Annotated in this window: 18 protein-coding genes; 17 read left to right on the forward strand and 1 reads right to left on the reverse strand. The window is 51.0% G+C overall.

What is annotated here, in order from left to right; genetic code table 11:
* Window positions 1-83: 83 nt before the first annotated feature.
* From phnM to ACI1P2_RS09950, 10 genes are all read left to right on the forward strand, one after another.
* Window positions 84-1,265, forward strand: a complete 1,182-nt coding sequence (gene phnM, locus ACI1P2_RS09905; protein ID WP_355319238.1) for a phosphonate metabolism protein PhnM — start codon at window positions 84-86, stop codon at window positions 1,263-1,265.
* Between the two features lie 27 nt (window positions 1,266-1,292).
* The gene (phnL, locus tag ACI1P2_RS09910) at window positions 1,293-1,997 is read left to right on the forward strand and encodes a phosphonate C-P lyase system protein PhnL (RefSeq protein ID WP_355319240.1); all 705 of its coding nucleotides are present in this window, start codon (window positions 1,293-1,295) and stop codon (window positions 1,995-1,997) included.
* Between the two features lie 152 nt (window positions 1,998-2,149).
* Window positions 2,150-3,193 (forward strand): phosphate/phosphite/phosphonate ABC transporter substrate-binding protein, encoded by a 1,044-nt coding sequence (gene phnD / locus ACI1P2_RS09915; RefSeq protein WP_355319242.1) that lies wholly within the window; start codon window positions 2,150-2,152, stop codon window positions 3,191-3,193.
* Between the two features lie 43 nt (window positions 3,194-3,236).
* Complete coding sequence (phnC, locus tag ACI1P2_RS09920; RefSeq protein WP_355319244.1) at window positions 3,237-4,025, forward strand: phosphonate ABC transporter ATP-binding protein; 789 nt, start codon at window positions 3,237-3,239, stop codon at window positions 4,023-4,025.
* Window positions 4,015-4,800, forward strand: coding sequence for a PhnE/PtxC family ABC transporter permease (locus ACI1P2_RS09925; protein ID WP_355319246.1), 786 nt, complete (start codon window positions 4,015-4,017; stop codon window positions 4,798-4,800). The genes phnC and ACI1P2_RS09925 overlap by 11 nt, the downstream gene beginning before the upstream one ends.
* 2 nt (window positions 4,801-4,802) lie before the next feature.
* On the forward strand, window positions 4,803-5,654 hold the full coding sequence (locus tag ACI1P2_RS09930; RefSeq protein ID WP_355319496.1) for a PhnE/PtxC family ABC transporter permease: 852 nt from the start codon (window positions 4,803-4,805) through the stop codon (window positions 5,652-5,654).
* Between the two features lie 442 nt (window positions 5,655-6,096).
* Window positions 6,097-6,738 (forward strand): cell wall hydrolase, encoded by a 642-nt coding sequence (locus ACI1P2_RS09935; RefSeq protein ID WP_355319248.1) that lies wholly within the window; start codon window positions 6,097-6,099, stop codon window positions 6,736-6,738.
* A gap of 168 nt (window positions 6,739-6,906) precedes the next feature.
* Window positions 6,907-7,455 carry a GNAT family N-acetyltransferase gene (locus ACI1P2_RS09940; protein WP_355319498.1) on the forward strand — a complete coding sequence of 183 codons (549 nt, stop codon included), beginning with the start codon at window positions 6,907-6,909 and terminating at the stop codon, window positions 7,453-7,455.
* Between the two features lie 109 nt (window positions 7,456-7,564).
* A complete protein-coding gene (locus ACI1P2_RS09945) occupies window positions 7,565-7,792 on the forward strand; it encodes a hypothetical protein (protein WP_355319250.1) in 228 nt (75 codons plus the stop codon).
* Window positions 7,793-8,251: 459 nt separating this feature from the next.
* Entirely contained in the window at window positions 8,252-8,590 is a 339-nt protein-coding gene (locus tag ACI1P2_RS09950) for a hypothetical protein (protein ID WP_355319252.1), read from the forward strand.
* 425 nt (window positions 8,591-9,015) lie between these two features.
* On the opposite strand, the gene ACI1P2_RS09955 is transcribed toward ACI1P2_RS09950, so the two are convergent.
* Complete coding sequence (locus tag ACI1P2_RS09955; protein ID WP_355319254.1) at window positions 9,016-10,620, reverse strand: PucR family transcriptional regulator; 1,605 nt, start codon at window positions 10,618-10,620, stop codon at window positions 9,016-9,018.
* Window positions 10,621-10,907: 287 nt separating this feature from the next.
* Between ACI1P2_RS09955 and ACI1P2_RS09960 the strand changes: the two genes are divergently transcribed.
* The 7 genes from ACI1P2_RS09960 (at window position 10,908) to ACI1P2_RS09990 (ending at window position 17,520) form a co-directional block, all read left to right on the forward strand.
* Complete coding sequence (locus tag ACI1P2_RS09960) at window positions 10,908-11,705, forward strand: ABC transporter ATP-binding protein (RefSeq protein ID WP_355319256.1); 798 nt, start codon at window positions 10,908-10,910, stop codon at window positions 11,703-11,705.
* Window positions 11,706-11,735: 30 nt separating this feature from the next.
* Window positions 11,736-12,614 carry an ABC transporter permease gene (locus tag ACI1P2_RS09965; RefSeq protein WP_408976189.1) on the forward strand — a complete coding sequence of 293 codons (879 nt, stop codon included), beginning with the start codon at window positions 11,736-11,738 and terminating at the stop codon, window positions 12,612-12,614.
* Between the two features lie 24 nt (window positions 12,615-12,638).
* On the forward strand, window positions 12,639-13,667 hold the full coding sequence (locus ACI1P2_RS09970; protein WP_355319258.1) for an ABC transporter substrate-binding protein: 1,029 nt from the start codon (window positions 12,639-12,641) through the stop codon (window positions 13,665-13,667).
* Between the two features lie 46 nt (window positions 13,668-13,713).
* The gene (locus ACI1P2_RS09975) at window positions 13,714-14,502 is read left to right on the forward strand and encodes a cysteine hydrolase family protein (protein ID WP_355319260.1); all 789 of its coding nucleotides are present in this window, start codon (window positions 13,714-13,716) and stop codon (window positions 14,500-14,502) included.
* 47 nt (window positions 14,503-14,549) lie between these two features.
* On the forward strand, window positions 14,550-15,728 hold the full coding sequence (locus ACI1P2_RS09980) for an amidase (protein ID WP_355319262.1): 1,179 nt from the start codon (window positions 14,550-14,552) through the stop codon (window positions 15,726-15,728).
* Between the two features lie 86 nt (window positions 15,729-15,814).
* On the forward strand, window positions 15,815-16,657 hold the full coding sequence (locus ACI1P2_RS09985; RefSeq protein WP_355319264.1) for a creatininase family protein: 843 nt from the start codon (window positions 15,815-15,817) through the stop codon (window positions 16,655-16,657).
* Window positions 16,654-17,520, forward strand: coding sequence for a fumarylacetoacetate hydrolase family protein (locus ACI1P2_RS09990; protein ID WP_355319266.1), 867 nt, complete (start codon window positions 16,654-16,656; stop codon window positions 17,518-17,520). The genes ACI1P2_RS09985 and ACI1P2_RS09990 overlap by 4 nt, the downstream gene beginning before the upstream one ends.
* Window positions 17,521-17,552 lie beyond the last annotated feature (32 nt).

The following is a 17,552-nucleotide window of genomic DNA, read 5'->3' on the forward strand; positions in this document are numbered from 1 at the left end:
CTCAGTCCCTGGCTTCATCCAACCTTCTCGGTGCTGAAAACCTGACTTTTTGAACACGCAATTAAAGAAAGGGAGTCGTTCCTATGTATGTGATTACAGGTGGAATTATGGTTACGGAGGAGGCTCTTCTTGAAGGCTTTGACCTTCTGATCGAACACGGCAGGATTGCCGGAATTGTGCGGGCCGGCGAATGGGAGAACGGTCCGGAAGTGCAGATCATCGACGCCAAGGGCGGATATGTTACTCCAGGCATGATCGACATTCACTCCGATTACATTGAGCACATGACCGCTCCGCGTCCGACCTCACTCATTCATTTCGGACTCAGTTTGCGGGAAACGGAGAAAGAGCTGATCTCGCACGGCATTACGACGATGTATCATTCGTTGTCCCTCTTTAAATCGGTGGACTATAAATACCGGCCGATCCGCGAGCCGGAGAATGTGCGCAAGCTGCTTGAGCTGATTAGCCAAACGCATCAAACAAAGCATCTGATCCGTCACCGCTTTCATGCAAGGTTCGAGATTGACAATCTGAGCGAGGTTAATGACCTGAAGGGTTATATTGAGGAGGATAAAGTTCATCTCATATCCTTTATGGATCATACTCCCGGCCAGGGACAGTACAGGGATCTGGAGGTCTATAAAAAAACGGTTCGCGGATATGACCACATTACGGAAGAAGGCATGAACGTACTTATTGCCAACCATCTGACCAAGGAAAAGCTTACGGTCGAAAGCATACGCGAGATTGCGGAAATAGCGGCGGCAAGGGGAATTGCTATTGCATCGCATGATGATGACTCCCTGGACAAGCTGGAGCTGGTGCAAAGCTTCGGCGCAACGATCAGCGAATTTCCGATCACGCTGGAGATTGCGCGCGAAGCGAAGAAGAAGGGCATGTACACGATTGCCGGCGCCCCGAACGTCATCCTGGGCGGGTCGCACAGCGGAAATTTGTCTGCACAGGAGGCGGTCAGCGATGGGTCTATCGATATTTTGTGCAGTGATTATTATCCTGCGTCCATGCTGCATGCCGTTTTTCAGCTTTCAAGCGAGCTGGGGAAGGATTTTGCCGAAATGTTCAAGCTTGTCAGCCTGAATCCGGCGAAGGCCGTGCGCATCGATGATGAAGTCGGTTCGATCAGGGAGGGCAAAAAGGCCGACGTGCTGATCATAGAACGCCTAGAGCCTGATGACTTTCCCGTCATTACGACCGTAATGGTTGACGGAAAGCTGATCCAGCAAACGAATTACAGAATCTGATGCTTACCCGCGAAAGGAGGAGCCAACATGGGACAAAATCTGTTGTCGATCGAAGGGCTGTCCAAATCATTTACACTGCATCACATGAATCAGGAAATTACGGCGCTGAACAACATCAATCTGTATGTGAAGGAGGGTGAATTCGTCGGCATTACAGGAAAAAGCGGCAGCGGAAAGTCGACGATCCTGCGATGCATTTACCGTACTTACCTTCCGCATGAAGGGGAGATCTGGTATGACTCCACACAATTCGGGAACATCAATTTGGCTGCCGCCTCCGAAAGAACGATCATCCATCTCCGCCGCTCCGAGATCGGTTATGTATCCCAGTTTCTGAACGTCATGCCCCGAACCTCGGCCAGGGAGCTCGTTCATCAGGCTGTTCTCGAAATGGGACATGATGCGCAATTCGCCGCAGCGGAAGCGGTAAACATGCTGACCCATTTCGAATTGAGCAGGGAATTGTGGGACAGCTATCCGGCCACCTTTTCCGGAGGGGAGAAGCTGAGGCTGAACATCGCCAGAGCGATGGTCAAGCGTCCACGGCTTTTGCTGCTGGATGAGCCGACGGCGAGTCTTGATGATGCGTCCAAGCAAAAGGTCAAGCTGCTCATTGAGCAGCTGATGCAGGAAGGCACGACGATGCTGGGCATTTTTCACGACCTGGAATTTATGGAGAGCCTCTGCACAAGAGAGTACAAGATTGCGGGTGGCGCGTTGGCCTCCAGCTAATATGTTCGTTCGTTTACAATAACATTGATCGTAGCAGAATTTTCTGAAAATTATGGTGATAACTTAAAATTACTCTAACATGCTGAAAATACACCTCTTTTATACTGAATTAGAATCATTTTATAGTTTTGATTTCGGGAGGAGTCCAATTCATGAAGAAATCACTGGCGATCATTCTGTTTCTCTCTGTGATCTTGGTCATGTCGGGTTGTGGTAACGGGGGGCAAGGAGCTACGGCTGAATCTGATACGCTCACCATGGTTTGGTATCCGAATGAATCCGGCGCAGAGCTCAAGGGAGCGCGGGAGGAAATCGGAAAAATGATCGAAGAGGCGACCGGCAAGAAAGTGGTGCAACAGACGACGACGGACTATATCATTGCGATCGAAGCGATTGCGAACGGAAATGCAGACCTTGCTTTTATGGGACCTCAGGGATACATCGAAGCCCATCAGAAAAATGAGAAAGTATTGCCTATGGTTGTTTTGAGCGGAGAGTCGGGAACATTGGATGATGCTGTCTATTACAGCTGGCTGAACGTCCGCAAGGGAGAAGAGGGCGAGTATAAAAACGGCGACCAGTTTTCCATCGACAACATTGCTGGTAAAAAATTCTCCTTTGTTTCAAACTCTTCAACCTCCGGCTTCAAGGTGCCTTCTGCCGGCATCGTGACCCACTTCAGCAGCATGGATCAGTATAAGGATCTGACTGCCGAGGATTTGCTGCAGGGCGGCAAGGACAAGTTTTTCAGTGAAGTTCTGTTTGGCGGTTCCCACCAGGGATCGGCTGTCAACCTGCTTACAGGGAAAGCGGACGTGGCTGCCTTCTGTAATACATGCGTAGATAATTACGTAGATCTGACCGAAGGAGAAGACAACACACCGGGAGCGGTTTATACGGTAAAAGACGGTGCGGCTGAACCTTTCAATACGCTTGCCGGCAAACAATTTTCACTTATTTCCGTAACACCGGTGCTGAATTCCCCATTCGTGGTGAACACCGATACGGTAAGCGAAGAAGAGGTGACCAAGCTGAAGGAGCTGTTTACCTCCGATAAATTTGCGAAAAACGAGAAAATTCTGTTGCCTGCCGATTCCAAGGATTCCGGTTTGCTCAAGCAAAAGTCGGGAAATGAAAAGTTTCTGCCTGTGGAGGACGAATGGTTCAATCCGATTCGCGAGCTGTCAGCTAAGTAAAATGAGGGTTACGATGTAAACGTTAGGAGGGTGCACTTCTGTTATGACGCAGTTACTTCACCTGAAGCAGGTTGCCAAGAAGTACGGCGAGGATACCCAGGCTTTGTCAAATGTGAGCTTTACCGTAGGTGAGGGTGAATTCGTATCCATTATAGGCCCTTCCGGAGCGGGAAAATCAACACTGCTCAGATGCATTAACCGGATGATCGACGCAAGCAGCGGTGACATCATGTTCGACGGGCTTCGTGTGAACAGCCTCAAGAAAAATGAACTGAAAAAACTGAGAACCCGGATCGGCATGATCTTTCAGCATTATAATCTTGTCGAACGCTTAAGTGTCATCGAAAATGTGCTGCATGGCAGGCTTGGCTACAAGTCAACTTTTGCGGGTATTCTTGGACTTTATTCAGAGGAAGAGAAAAGACAGGCCCATGCCATTCTCAAGCTGCTCGGTCTGGAGCAGCAAATCTACAAGCGCTGTGATCAATTGAGCGGCGGACAGAAGCAGCGGGTGGGCATTGCACGCGCGCTGATCCAGAACCCGAAACTGCTTTTATGCGACGAGCCGATTGCCTCACTTGACCCGAACGCTTCCCGGACGATTATGGAGCATCTGCGCAACGTCTGTTCGTCCATGGGCATTACGGTACTGGTCAACCTGCATCAGGTGGATGTCGCCTTGAAATATTCCGGCCGGATTATCGGCGTAAACGAGGGAAAGATCGTGTATGACGGAGCGCCAGGTGATGTCGGACCGGAAGAGCTGCATCGTATCTACGGATCAAGGCTTGAGGATTATATGACAGGTGAAGGAGGTCAGCATGCAGGCTAATTTCTTTGCGCGTAAAAGAAGAAATTCTTTGCTGTACTGCGCCTTGCTGCTGATCATCACTTACGCAGCGATTGCCGTAACCGAATTCGATGTCATCAAGGGATTTACCTCGATTCCGAAGGCGGCGGAATGGGCCGTGCACAATTTTTATCCGAATGGGAAAGCGATGGACAAGTTGCCTGAAATGATCACGTCACTGCTCGAGACCCTCCTGGTATCGATTGCGGCAACGACGGTCGCCGCGGTTTTCGCACTCTTTTTCGCCATTATGGGTTCTCAAGCAACGGGCGGGGGCGGTATTTTCAGCTTTATCGGGCGCTTTGTCGCGACATTGTTTCGCAATATTGATGTTGCCGCATGGTCCATGATTCTGCTGTTTTCTTTCGGCCAAAGTGTGCTGACAGGCTACTTTGCCCTGTTTTTTGGCTCATTCGGATTTTTGACGCGCGCCTTTATCGAGTCTATTGATGAAGTGAGCAGCCATTCCGTGGAGGCGCTGCGTGCGACGGGGGCCGGCTATTTACTCATTATTTTCAAGTCGGTTATTCCTTCAAGCCTTCCGCAATTGCTGAGCTGGGTCCTGTTTACGATTGAAACAAATATCAGGCATGCGACGCTTATCGGCATTCTGACCGGAACGGGAATCGGCTTTTTGTTCAGTCTGTATTACAAGAGTCTGAATTATAGCTCGGCCTCTTTGGTCGTCCTGGTGATCGTTGCAGCCATTCTGCTCATTGAGACGGTATCCAACTATGTAAGGAGGGTCATTTTGTAGTGATGGAACATCCTCTATCTGAACCGATGACCTCCAAGGCTTTGTCCGGGGAGCGCATCAAGGCAAAGCCGTTCAGTAAATCGTCCTTCGTCATTTCGGTTACGCTCATTTTGCTGGTGCTGCTGACGATATATGGATTTTTGACGTTTGATTACAAGGATATTCAGTTCCGGGATGCGGTTGTCTCGACGATGGATACCGTACGAGTTATGTTCCTGGAGCCGCAGATGAATCACTTTACGTTTGGGGAAGCGCTGAAACAGGTCGGCATCACGCTGGGTCTCGCATTTCTGACCACATTGTTCGGTGCGGTTATTGCCTTGTTTCTGGGACTTTTTGCAGCTAGAAATCTGTCTTCAAATGGAGTCTCCGTGGCTGTCAAGGCAGCCGTATCCTTCATTCGCGCCGTGCCTACAGTGCTGTGGGTATTGATATTCGCCGTTGCGGCAGGTCTTGGCGGTGTAGCGGCCGTCATCGGCATGACGTTCCATTCGGTCAGCTACCTGGTGAAGGCTTACTCCGAGTCCTTTGAGGAATTGGATAAAGGAGTCATTGAAGCCTTGAAGGCGAGTGGCGCCGGCTGGTGGATGATCGTATTCCAGGCCGTCATTCCGTCATCGATGACCTACCTGCTCTCCTGGACGTTTATGCGATTCGAGATCAACTTTGCTGTTGCTGTCGCCATGGGTGCAGCGGCCGGAGCCGGGGGCATTGGTTTTGATATGTTCATGGCCAGCAGCTTTTATTATGATGTCAGAGAAATTGGGGCTATAACTTATCTTATATTGGCATTTGCGATCTTACTTGAGCTTCTGGCTACGCAAATCAAAAAGAAATTAAAAGTTCGGGCTTGATGCTTTCATCTTTTATCCTATTAAAACGGGGCTCTCCCATTAGTCATTAAAAATGGCTTTGGGAGGGCCTCTTTTTCAATTTTGTTAAAGAAGATGGTTAACTTTGACGCCAACTCGTTCTTATAACTCGGTCAATTCGAATAGAAACGGGCGGTTACAAAAATGTAACCAAAGCCCTAAATTTTTGTGCGCCGTTAGCGGAAAAATGCAAAAAATGCTGCTGTGACAACATTTTATGATAGGTCTGGAGCCGGGTTATCCAGTTACTTTAAATATGATACACTTCTACGGAATCAGCTTTGTCCGATGCTTTTCATTTGGGTTTATGTTAATCCGCCGTTCCGAGCGTGTACGGCAGCTTCACTATCGGATGAACGCCATGAGTTGGACTAGCCGGGTCATGTGCCCGGACAGAAAATGAATGTGGGGGTTGTCTCGACCAATGAAGAAATTATCCGCTCTTATCTTATCCTGTGCCTGTGCTTTGGGTCTAACCTTCGCGCCTGCCGAGGCAAGCGCGCAAGCTATTTCGAAAGGAACGCAAAGCGAGCATGTGCTGCAACTGCAGGAGCAGCTAGCGACGCTTGGTTATTTCAAGGCTGGCTTCACAGGTTATTTCGGCTCTATTACTGACTCGGCCGTCAAGCGCTTTCAGCGTGACTACGGGTTAGCCGCGGATGGTGTAGTAGGCCCGGCTACGAAAGCCAAGCTGAACGCATTATCTCCTGCGCGCCATACGACTCTTGAGCAGCTTGCACGAATTATATATGCAGAAGCACGGGGAGAGTCCTTTAAGGGACAGGTGGCTGTCGGCGCCGTCGTTCTGAACCGCGTCCAGTCGAACGAATTTCCGAGCTCCATTCCTGATATTATTATGCAGCCGGGACAGTTTACAGCCGTACAGGACGGACAGTATTATCTGACTCCGAATAAAACGGCCTACGCAGCAGCCCGCCAGGCGCTGAACGGTGTGGATCCGACCAACGGCTCGCTCTATTATTACAATCCGGCAATCGCCACTTCAAAGTGGAGCATGGCCCGTCCCGCTGTGCTGACACTTGGCAGACATACGTTTACAAACTGAACCTTGTTCTGTAAGGCAGAACATTGAATAGACACGCTCACGGGCCGCCGCTGTTTCGGATTGAAGCAGCGGTGGTTTTCCATATGCTTTAACGCAGGGGATTGATTTTACATACGTGTGCCTATAACATAGAGAAATCCGTACTAAGAAGGAGAGAGCTTCATGGGATTGACATCTAACTTTTTTCAGGGCAAGCTGGTAAAGCTAACCGGAATACGAGAAGAGGATACCGATATTATTCTCCGCTGGGGAGAAGACCCTGATTACCTGCGCAACGTGGATACCGACATCGCCTTGCCCTTTCAGCGCAGCCGGATTGAGCAGGAAGGGACACCCAATCCCAATGAAGTCTATTTCAGGCTGAGAACGGTTACAGATGACGAGCTCATTGGCTTTGCAGCCATTCACAGCATTGAGTGGAATAATGGAGCCGGAAAGCTTGCGATCGGCATAGGAGAGGCTAGGAACCGAGGCAAAGGGTACGGAACGGACGCGCTTCATCTGATTCTGCGTTATGCCTTCCATGAGCTGAATCTGAACCGGGTAGGACTGAATGTGATCGAATACAATCCCGGAGCCATTCGCGCTTATGAGAAGGCCGGTTTTCGGCTGGAAGGAAGAGAACGGGAAGCGGTAAGGCGGGACGGTCGCCGTTATGACCTCATCATCATGGGCATTTTGCATGAGGAATGGATGGCAGCGCAGGAGAAGAATTAATGGTACTTAGTAGGCAACAGACAGGTGTCCGGATGATCCGAGAAGCCCCGCCTTTGCGGTATGGGGAGCTGTCACCGTATAATGGACAGAGAAAAGGAGTGATGAACAAATGGCAACAGGTTACGCGTATATTGACATGAGATCCGTGCTCCATGTGGTGAGTGAGGAGGCAACGGCAAGAAAGTACGGCCGCGGCAGAGTTGCGGAAGTGGACTTTGAATTCGGCGGGGGTTACCCGCTTCTGGATGGAGAGCCCTTGATTGTGAGCACGGACGGCACCGAGAAGTATGGCCGCGAGGTTCCGCAATATATTTTGGATTTGATGGACGATCTGTAAAAATAGCTTTTGAGAGCAATCGTTCTTTGAAGCAGCAGTGCTTTTAAAAACCTCGGATTTTCATGTCCGAGGTTTTTTGCATGGTCGGGTAATATCATTTTCTGCAGTGATAGATGACTTAATCTGTTGGTTGTTGGGAGAGCGCCAGCTTGACAGGGTGGGGGTCAGTGGTTCGAGCTTTGCCTTCCCCCCAAAGAAGTTCCCCGCTTCTAACTCAAGTGAAGCTTAATGAAAATGTAGGCTGGATTAGGTAGGCGAAGTCTGAATTTTTTAAGTTGTTACTTTTTTACGTGTTGTGATATAATCAGCTTAAATAATTGAAAGTTCTATTGTATCTGTGAAATTAGACAATAATCATCATTCAAGTTTCTCGTTGCATTATCATCTTGCTCTTGGTGTATATCTTAAATAAGTGATGTGCGAGACTATCAAAATCTTCATGTTGAGGGAGCGGAACTTATGAACAATGAATTAAAAGAGCTGCTGCGTTCAGTCATTAAGGAAGAACTTGTTCCTATTAATGATCAATTGAACTATCTGAAAACTGAGCAAGAGGGGATTAAGGGAGAATTCGTCCCTATTCACAATCGGTTGGACCAGGTAGATAATCGGTTGAACCAGGTGGATAATCGATTGGACCAGTTGAAAACCGAGCAAGGGTTGATTAAGCAAGCAGTACTGGATACCAATGAACGTGTTATAAAGATGGAAGCCATCTTGGATAACCAACATAAAATCATTGAACTGCTCTCTGCCCGCTCCATCCAGCAGGAAGCTGAACTGAAAAGAATCAAGTAAATTGGTTCAGTGAATAATTTCAGCCGTTTTATGAATCATGGCATTTCGATTAATAACAGATAAATAATAATAGATGTTAAGTGTGATAATATTAAACTTAAACGTCAGTTTGCATATAGAAGAAATTAGAAGGTTTGGCGCGGTCGAAATAAGATTAAATCTCGAATTAATGCTATTCGATGACCGGAAGGACAAAGGCCGAGAACAGGGAACTTGCTCCTGTTCCCGGCCTTTTCTGCCATAAAGATCGCAGGAAATCAGCGATTTCTTCTTGATGCTTTAAGTCTGTGCACGCACGAAGCAGCGGAGAGGACGAAGCGATTCCGGAAAAGCGGAGCGTTCACCTTTGGCCCGAAGGGTCAACAGTGATTGGAGGAATGCTTCGTTCTCGGAGCGTCTCACAACCTACGAAAGTAGTATCAGAATTAAGCCTTTCCGCCGTTCGGCAACAGATGCCGAAACATCAACCCAAGCTTCAACTTCAGCAAATCATCGGTTTTCTTTAAATCCAGATTCAGCAGTCCCGTGATTTTCTCCAGCCGATACAGAACTGTGTTACGGTGGATGAACAGCTCGCGCGCGGTTTCATTCACCTGCCCGTTGTTGGCAAAATAAGCTTCAAGCGTACGCATCATTTCGCCGGCGTATTCCTCGTCTTTATCCAGCAGAGGATGGAATAAATAAGAACAGTACCTGTTCATGACTTCCGGCGGAGTATGCCGGAAGAGATACACGAATTCCAGATCGGCGAACAGGACAACCGGTTCGATTAAGCCCAGCTCCCCGCTGATTCTTTCGGCATCTGCACACTCCCGGAAGCCGTCGATCAACGAATCGACACCCGTTCTGATTTTGCTGATATAACATGCGTTTGCTCCGTTTCCATAACCCCATGTGTTCATCAGATCCGAATACAAGCGTGCGGTCTGCTCATACAGCTTGCGCTCCCTGGCTTCCCCCTCCGGAATCCGCAAAAGGGAATACACACGATTCATCACATAAAAATGATGCGATTCTAGGGAGGCCGTCTTCGGATGCTCCTGCAGCCTCTCCTGAATTTCCCGCAGCCGGCGGCGCTGTCTGTCCTGGTCCCATGCGCTTGTATCCGCTGAAGATATCATGCATACATAAGGGCCGTCCCAGAAGCCGCTCCCCAGCACCTCCGCGAATTCAAGCACGATTTGCCGGGAGGCGTTTCCTTTCAGGTAACGCTCCATCGTCATACCGAGCCGTCTTCCTGCGGCGGCAGCCTCCTGGTTCCGGATGACCTCTAAATGATAGGAGAGGATGACGGCGGCCTGATGAAAAATCCCCTCCATTTCATTCGCTTCCTGCAAATTCCCGGTCTGCACCAGCAGATAACCGTAAGATGTTCCGCTTTTCAGCAGTGGAGTCCGATACAGCAGCTTGCCCGCCGCTTTATAAAACCGGTTGTCCAGATGCCAGGGCCAATCGCTCAGCAATTCTTGTTCAGAACAGCCGATCACATTGTACAAAACCATTCCATCGGCAGTCACCACGGCGACAGGACGCCCCAAAATGCTTGTGATTTCCTGGAAATAATCGGTATATTCATCCGCCTGCATGGCAAAATCAACAAGCTTTTTCTGTGTTTCCAGCAGCTCGTTCAGTCTTCGTGTATCACGTTGAAACTCGGACTGAAAGAGTGCAGTGATTTGTTCGGAAAAGGTGAATTCAAAGGGCAGCTCGATCAGGGGAAAGCTCAGCCGGTCGGCTTCGCGCAGAACGATCTCGGGGATTTCCGACCAGTACCGGCCAAGTTTGATGCCAAGTCCCGAAGACCCCCGTTCATTCAGCTTGCGCAGCAAAGTGACAAATTCCTCTGGTGAATCCCTGATGGCATAAGCCGTCGTCAGCAGCAGTTCCCCTTCCTTCATCCAGTTAATGACATCCGGCGCATCCATTAAATTAATGGAGCTGATCGTGCGGGTCACTCCTTTTTTGCCAGCCGCCAGCTTCCCTTCCGATAACGGATAGATCGTTAAAGCGTCCTCTACGGTTAAATGCATGCCAGATCGCTCCTTCTCAATAATGATGCGTAAACCGCAGACAAGTTCGCTCCTGTGATCTCAGACACAGGTTTTTAGGAAATTATATAAGCTCTCCGTAGCTTTCTGCAAATATTCAGTTACATTAAAAGTCATATAAAATGACACGAAATATATAAATTCTGTTTTCAAAACAGTATGAAGTCCATATCATTAGATCATAAACCAAAATTGTGTCAGAAATATTTACATACCGGAGTTTTGGCTTTATGATGGGACACAACTTCAAGGAGAAGAGGGGGATGAGGATGCAGCTTACTCAAAATCAAGCGGCAGCCGCTGGGAAGGGGAGCCGTTCCATGCTTGTGATCAATGATGTCGGCAAAATATACCCCAACGGGACGATTGCGGTTCAGCATGCGGAGCTGCAGGTGGGAGAAGGAGAATTTCTCTGCTTTGTCGGACCCTCCGGCTGCGGCAAGTCAACGATTTTTAATATGATTGCCGGTCTGACGGAACCGACCTCCGGCCATCTGTCCGTGCTGGGCACTTCACCCAAAGAAGCGCGCAAGCAAAATGAGATCGCTTTTGTATTTCAGGAGCATACTCTGCTGCCCTGGGCAAAGCTCATTGATAATGTAACGATGCCTCTCACGCTGCACGGCATATCCAAGAAGGAACGGGCCGCGGAAGGAGAGCGGGTGCTTGAGCTGGTAGGCTTGAAAGATTACACGAAGGTGCTGCCCCGTGAATTGTCGGGCGGAATGAAGATGCGGGTGTCGATTGCAAGAGCGTTGATCTCCAGACCCAAGCTGCTGCTGATGGATGAGCCGTTTGGCGCATTGGATGAAATCACTCGGCAGACCCTGCAGGATGAATTGCTGGATATTTGGGAACAGGACAAAAAAATGTCGGTTCTGTTCATTACCCATAACGTGTTTGAAAGTGTCTTTCTATCGACAAAGGTTGTAGTCATGACGCCGCGCCCGGGCAAAATTTCGGACATCATCGATATTCCGTTCGCTTACCCGCGGGATGATGAATTCCGGACCCGTCCGGAATTCGGTGATTATGTGCGCAGTGTGTCCGATGTGTTGAAGCACTGATAGAGAGAAACGAGAGGAGTGGAATGAGACATGGAAAAAATGGCAGCAAGTCCGGCCGTTGAAACGACGGCAGCTATCCGGACTTCCAGCAAGAGGGGCGGCCGCAGCGGTGCTGCAGCAGGCGGAAATGCGATTATGAGCCTGCTAAAGAAGATTTTTCCTCCCTTTGTTGTCTTTGTCCTATTTATGGGCGGCTGGGAATGGATCGTACGGCTGATCGGAATGCCGCCGTATATTTTGCCAAAGCCGTCCGATATTGCAGCAGCCGCAATCGAGAACAGCTCAAACCTGATCACCTCGGTAAGCACAACCATTGTAGAGGCGTTGATCGGTTTTGCCATCAGCACCGTGCTGGGGATATCCATCGCCATCCTGCTGGCCCTGTCCAAGACGGTGGAAAAAAGCGTTTATCCATATGCGATTATCCTGCAGACTATTCCCGTCGTCGCGATCGCGCCGATCATTGTAATCTGGTTCGGGGCAGGCATCAATGCGATTGTCATCATTTCATTTCTGATCAGCTTTTTCCCGATTTTGTCAAATACGCTGATCGGACTGAATTCCACGGATCAGAACATGAAAAATCTGTTTTATCTGTACAATGCCAGCAAGCTGCAAACGATCTGGAAGCTGCGCTTTCCGGCGGCCCTCCCATACATTATGGCAGGTCTGAAAATTTCCTGTTCAAGCTCGGTGGTTGGAGCCATTGTGGGAGAATACATTGCCGGCATCGGCGGCGGGCAGGGAGGACTCGGATACGGAATTACCGTCGCCGCCACCCGCCTGCAAACTCCGTATCTGTTCGCCTGCGGTTTGGCGGCATCCGCCCTCGGCATCGCTTTTTTCCTGATCATCAATATGATTTCGAACAGGCTGCTCCAGTCCTGGCATGAATCAGCAATGAAATGACATCACAACAGGGAGGGGTACGGTATGTCCAAGCATCTTCTGCATTTAAGTTACAGGAAATGGGTGCTGTCGGGTACGGCTTTGCTGCTGCTGCTTCTTAGCGCATGCTCCAATGCTTCTGCTCCGGAATCTTCAGCTGCGGCTGGAGAAGGAGACAGCCCTCGTTTGGAAAAGGTCCGGCTGATTGAGGCATGGTATGCCAAAGGGGAAGATGGCGGCTATTTTGCGGCATTACAGCAGAATTATTACAAAGACAAGGGCATCGATATGACGATCCAGCCCGGCGGGCCGGAGGTGTCCAGCATGCAGCTCGTCGCTGCGGGCAAAGCCCAATTCGGCATCTCGTATGCGGATGAAATTTTGAAGGCACGAGAGCAGGGGATTCCTGTGGTTGGCATCCTTGCAGGCTTTCAGCATACGCCGCAGGTGCTCATTTTCCATAGAGGGCAGAACATCAGCGATTTCAGCGACCTGAACGGCAGAACCGTATACATCGGGACGGCGGTGCCTTATTGGGAATATATCAAGAGCCAGTACCATTTGACGGATGTCAAAGAAATGAAGTACAACGGTCAGCTTGTCAATTTTATTAATGATCCCGGCTCGCTGAATCAGGGCTATATTACCAACGAGCCGTACGCACTTGCCAAGCAGGGTATCGATGTCGATGTTCTGAAAATTGCCGATTCCGGGTATGCGAACTATGCGGATGTTCTTTTTACAACCGAAGACTATCTGAAAGAACATCCCGATATCGTGGAGGCTGTAGTGCAGGCAAGCCAGAAGGGCTGGAGCTACTATCTGGATAACTACGAAACGGTCAACCCCTTTATTCAGACCTACAATCCGGACATGACGGTGGAGGCGATGAATTATGAGGCTGAGCAAGAGAAGCCTTTCATTCTGAATGAGGAGACAAAAGCTAATGGAATCGGACATATGACGGCGGAACGGTGGAGTACCCTGCAGAAGCAAATGCTGCAAAGCGGAGGTTTGACAAAGGAACAGGATACCACCCAAGCGTTCACGACAGAATATTTAGCCAAGCCTTAGCGCTGAACCGGAGAAGCAACAATCTACAGGAAAATGAGGGACTTATATGTTCAAATTGGGAAATCGAAGGAACTATTGGCGGGTGTCTGAAACGCTGGTGGATTTGCGGCGGACGCAAAAGCCCGGCCCCCCTGTAACCCTGCCCGCGCAGCCGCAGAAGGTGATCTTTGATCTTGAGCATACGGCAGTCATCGTCATCGATATGCAAAATGACTTCTGTACCCCCGGAGGCTGGCTGGATTCCATCGGTGTGGATACAGCGCCGCTGCAGAGTCCGGTCAGCCGGTTGAACCGGCTGCTGCCCGAGCTGCGCAAGGTAGGTGTGCCTGTCATTTGGGTAAACTGGGGCAACCGGGAAGACCGCATGAACGTGCCGCCATCCGTGCTGCATGTGTACAACTCGGACGGCCGTGGAACGGGCATCGGGGATGCGCTGCCTTGGAATGGCTCGAAGGTACTGGAGAAAGGAAGCTGGGGAGCGGCCATTGTCGATGGCCTGAATACGGCTGCAGACGATATTTATGTGGATAAATATCGCATGAGCGGGTTTTGGGATACGCCGCTTGACAGTATTCTGCGCAATCTGAATGTTCAGACGGTGCTGTTTGCCGGGGTGAATTTGGACCAATGCGTGATGCATACGCTGCAGGACGCGGCCTGTCTGGGATATGACGGCATCCTGCTGGAGGATTGCTCTGCGACGAGCTCACCGGCATTCTGCTCGGAAGCAGCGCTTTACAATATTAAACAATGCTACGGCTTCGTTGCTGATTCCGCCTGGCTGGTGGATGAACTGACCGGATCGGGAACACGCAAAATTGAAAATTACACCTGAACAATGGACACCTCTGGAAGGATGAGCGGAAGGGATGGGAGGATGAAATGAAAGATCAGTGGAACGCCATTGTCAACCATGTGACAGTTGAACCGACAGGACTGGGAACGCTCGATGGTCTCGGCTTTATGGTTAAGGATGTGTTTGCTGTACACGGTTATACGAATGGAGCGGGCAATCCGGGCTGGCTGGAAACGCACGGCCCTGCCCAGGAGCACGCGGAAGTGGTCAATCTGCTGCTCCGCCAAGGAGCACGGCTGACCGGTACGACACATACGGATGAGCTGATGTTCAGCCTGAATGGTGAAAATTTTCATTATGGCACACCAGTCAACCCAAAGGCACCGGACCGCATTCCGGGCGGGTCTTCCAGCGGCTCGGCCGTTGCCGTCTCCGCGGGGCTCGCGGACTTCGCGCTTGGAACGGATACGGGCGGATCGGTGCGCGTCCCCGCTTCATACTGCGGTGTATACGGGATGCGTCCGACACATGGCAGCGTAACCGTGCAAGGTGTCATTCCGCTCGCCGCCAGTTTTGATACTGTGGGCTGGATGGCCTGTGATCCCGAAACGCTGCGTCGGGCGGGCGAAATACTGCTGCCGCATCAGGAGGCATCGGCTTCCGGGTTCGGCCGGGTGATTACGGCGGAAGATGCCTGGGAGCTGGCTGACGCGGAGAGCAGCGAGGCGCTGGCCCCCTGTCTCAATCTGCTGTGCGCGGCGGGAGCGAGACATGGATCCATTCGCATTGCCCCGCAGGGGTTGGCCGAATGGATGGCGATGTTCAGAACGATACAGGGCTATGAAATATGGCAGGAGCATGGTGCCTGGATCGAACGAGAGCAGCCTGTATTCGGACCGGATATTGCCGCACGCTTCTCCTGGGCCGGCACCATTGAGCGCGCCGAGATGGAAAAGCAAGCTGCACGCCGAGCGGAGGTTCGACAATACTTGGCAGAGCTGCTCGGCAGCGACACGGTGCTGGTGATCCCGACGACAACCGGAACGGCGCCAAAGCTGGGCATGAGCGGACCGCAGATTGAAGAGCGCCGGGTGAAAACGATGCGGCTGACCTGTATCGCCGGTTTGGCGGGCCTGCCGCAGCTGACGATTCCTGCTGCAGAGGTGCAGGGCTGTCCGGTGGGGATTTCCGTCATCGCCGGTCCGGGACAGGATTTGCGTTTGCTGGAATGGGCCGCGTCCCTTGCCTCGGCAGTACAAGGATAAACAAGCCAATTCATGAAATCGATAAGGCTGGGGTTATATGCCCCTGTCGCAACAGAACATCAAAAGCCACAAGAGAGGTGTCCAATATGTTTTTAAGATATGAGGGTACGGCATGGGAGGAGCGCTTTTTGCCCCGCCTGACAAGCAAACAGATCAAGGAAATGGCGAAGGACAAGGCGCTGGTCATTTTGCCGGTGGGGGCTGTGGAGCAGCACGGGCCGCATCTGCCGGTATTCACGGATACCCTGATCGGGGAAGCGACATTAACGCAGACGCTGGAGCGCGTAAGTCCGGACAAAGAGATATGGCTGCTGCCCCCTGTCTCCTATGGCAAGAGCAATGAGCATATCGGGCTGCCGGGCACCATCTCTCTGTCAGCGAATACGCTGCTCGCCATCATGCTGGATATTGCAGAAAGTCTGCAAGCGAGCGGATTCCGCAAGCTGCTGCTGTTTAATACCCACGGCGGCAATGTGGATCTGCTGAATACGGCCTCCCGTGAAATCCGGATCAGAACGGGCATGATGGTATTTTATCTCAGCCCCGGCAGTCTCAAGGTGGCGGAGGACCTTATCTCTCCCGAGGAGCTGGAGTACGGGATTCATGGCGGCGATTATGAGACTTCCGTAGTGATGTCCATCAAGCCGGACTGGGTGCAAAACGAGTTTCTGGTCAAGGAGCTTCCCGATATGTCCCCATACCGGTTTCTTACACTGGAAGGCAAGATCCGCTTTGGCTGGAAAATGGCGGATATCTCCGCTACCGGCATTGCCGGTGACGCGACCCTGGCCACGCCCGGGAAAGGGCGCATCATTCAGGACAGAATTGCTGCCATCCTGTCGGAGGCGCTTGAGGAGCTGTGTGATTTTGAAATTACGGATCTGCTCAAGAACAAATCGGTGGAGCATGCGGCGGGAGAGCTTGTATGAAGCTTGTCAGTCTGAAATCCGGCAGCGAAGAGCGGGCGGCGGTGGAGCATGCCGGCCAGTATTTTCTGATGGAGGAGATCAATCGGGCGGAAGGCAGCGATTGGGGGCTGTCCGTGATGGAGATTTTGCAGCAGGGGCAACTTGAGCAGCTGATCCATTGGTATAGGAAGCGCGGGGATAGCAAGCTCGCGTCGATCCCTTCCGTTCAGACGGAGGATGCCATGCCTGCCCCGCTTTTCCGTCAGCCCCGCAAAATTTGGGGTATCGGCATGAATTACATGCAGAAAGCGATCGATTTGGCGGCGACTCCGCCAGAGGCCGAGCCAATTTGCTTCATGAAGCCGGACACAAGCCTGATCGGACCGGAGGAGCATATCCGGATTCCTGCTCAAACCGCAAATGTGACGTCAGAAGCAGAGCTTGCCATTATTATTGGCCGAACCTGCAAACATGTGCCGGAAGAGCGAGCGCAGGACGTCATCGCCGGGTTTGCGGCAACGCTGGATATGACAAGCCAGGATATCCACGCGCGTAATCCGAGATTTCTGCAGCGCTCCAAGGTGTTTGATACGTTCTTCAGTCTCGGTTCACAGCTGGTCACACCTGACGAAATCAGCGATTTGCAGAGCCTGACCGTCGAAACCGTTCTGAACGAAGAGGTCGTTCACAGCAATACCGTGGCCCGCATGATCTATCATCCATGGTTCATCGTTTCGTACTTTTCGCAAATGATGACCCTCTATCCGGGTGACGTCATTATGACAGGCACCCCTGGGTCCGTCCGGATTCAGCGCGGAGATACGACCGAATGCAGAATCAGCGGGTTTGCGCCGCTTCGCAATCCGGTAGCGGATGACGAATAAACAGCTTCAGATTTCTTCTTGGGGAGTGGGAA

The sequence above is a fragment of the Paenibacillus jiangxiensis genome, assembly GCF_046098255.1.
GTDB lineage: Bacteria > Bacillota > Bacilli > Paenibacillales > Paenibacillaceae > Paenibacillus > Paenibacillus jiagnxiensis.

Coding starts and splice junctions, on each gene's coding strand:
- phnM (WP_355319238.1), top strand. CDS start 84: ATGTATGTGATTACAGGTGGAATTATGGTTACGGAGGAGGCTCTTCTT.
- phnL (WP_355319240.1), top strand. CDS start 1,293: ATGGGACAAAATCTGTTGTCGATCGAAGGGCTGTCCAAATCATTTACA.
- phnD (WP_355319242.1), top strand. CDS start 2,150: ATGAAGAAATCACTGGCGATCATTCTGTTTCTCTCTGTGATCTTGGTC.
- phnC (WP_355319244.1), top strand. CDS start 3,237: ATGACGCAGTTACTTCACCTGAAGCAGGTTGCCAAGAAGTACGGCGAG.
- ACI1P2_RS09925 (WP_355319246.1), top strand. CDS start 4,015: ATGCAGGCTAATTTCTTTGCGCGTAAAAGAAGAAATTCTTTGCTGTAC.
- ACI1P2_RS09930 (WP_355319496.1), top strand. CDS start 4,803: ATGGAACATCCTCTATCTGAACCGATGACCTCCAAGGCTTTGTCCGGG.
- ACI1P2_RS09935 (WP_355319248.1), top strand. CDS start 6,097: ATGAAGAAATTATCCGCTCTTATCTTATCCTGTGCCTGTGCTTTGGGT.
- ACI1P2_RS09945 (WP_355319250.1), top strand. CDS start 7,565: ATGGCAACAGGTTACGCGTATATTGACATGAGATCCGTGCTCCATGTG.
- ACI1P2_RS09950 (WP_355319252.1), top strand. CDS start 8,252: ATGAACAATGAATTAAAAGAGCTGCTGCGTTCAGTCATTAAGGAAGAA.
- ACI1P2_RS09955 (WP_355319254.1), bottom strand. CDS start 10,620: ATGCATTTAACCGTAGAGGACGCTTTAACGATCTATCCGTTATCGGAA.
- ACI1P2_RS09960 (WP_355319256.1), top strand. CDS start 10,908: ATGCAGCTTACTCAAAATCAAGCGGCAGCCGCTGGGAAGGGGAGCCGT.
- ACI1P2_RS09965 (WP_408976189.1), top strand. CDS start 11,736: ATGGAAAAAATGGCAGCAAGTCCGGCCGTTGAAACGACGGCAGCTATC.
- ACI1P2_RS09970 (WP_355319258.1), top strand. CDS start 12,639: ATGTCCAAGCATCTTCTGCATTTAAGTTACAGGAAATGGGTGCTGTCG.
- ACI1P2_RS09975 (WP_355319260.1), top strand. CDS start 13,714: ATGTTCAAATTGGGAAATCGAAGGAACTATTGGCGGGTGTCTGAAACG.
- ACI1P2_RS09980 (WP_355319262.1), top strand. CDS start 14,550: ATGAAAGATCAGTGGAACGCCATTGTCAACCATGTGACAGTTGAACCG.
- ACI1P2_RS09985 (WP_355319264.1), top strand. CDS start 15,815: ATGTTTTTAAGATATGAGGGTACGGCATGGGAGGAGCGCTTTTTGCCC.
- ACI1P2_RS09990 (WP_355319266.1), top strand. CDS start 16,654: ATGAAGCTTGTCAGTCTGAAATCCGGCAGCGAAGAGCGGGCGGCGGTG.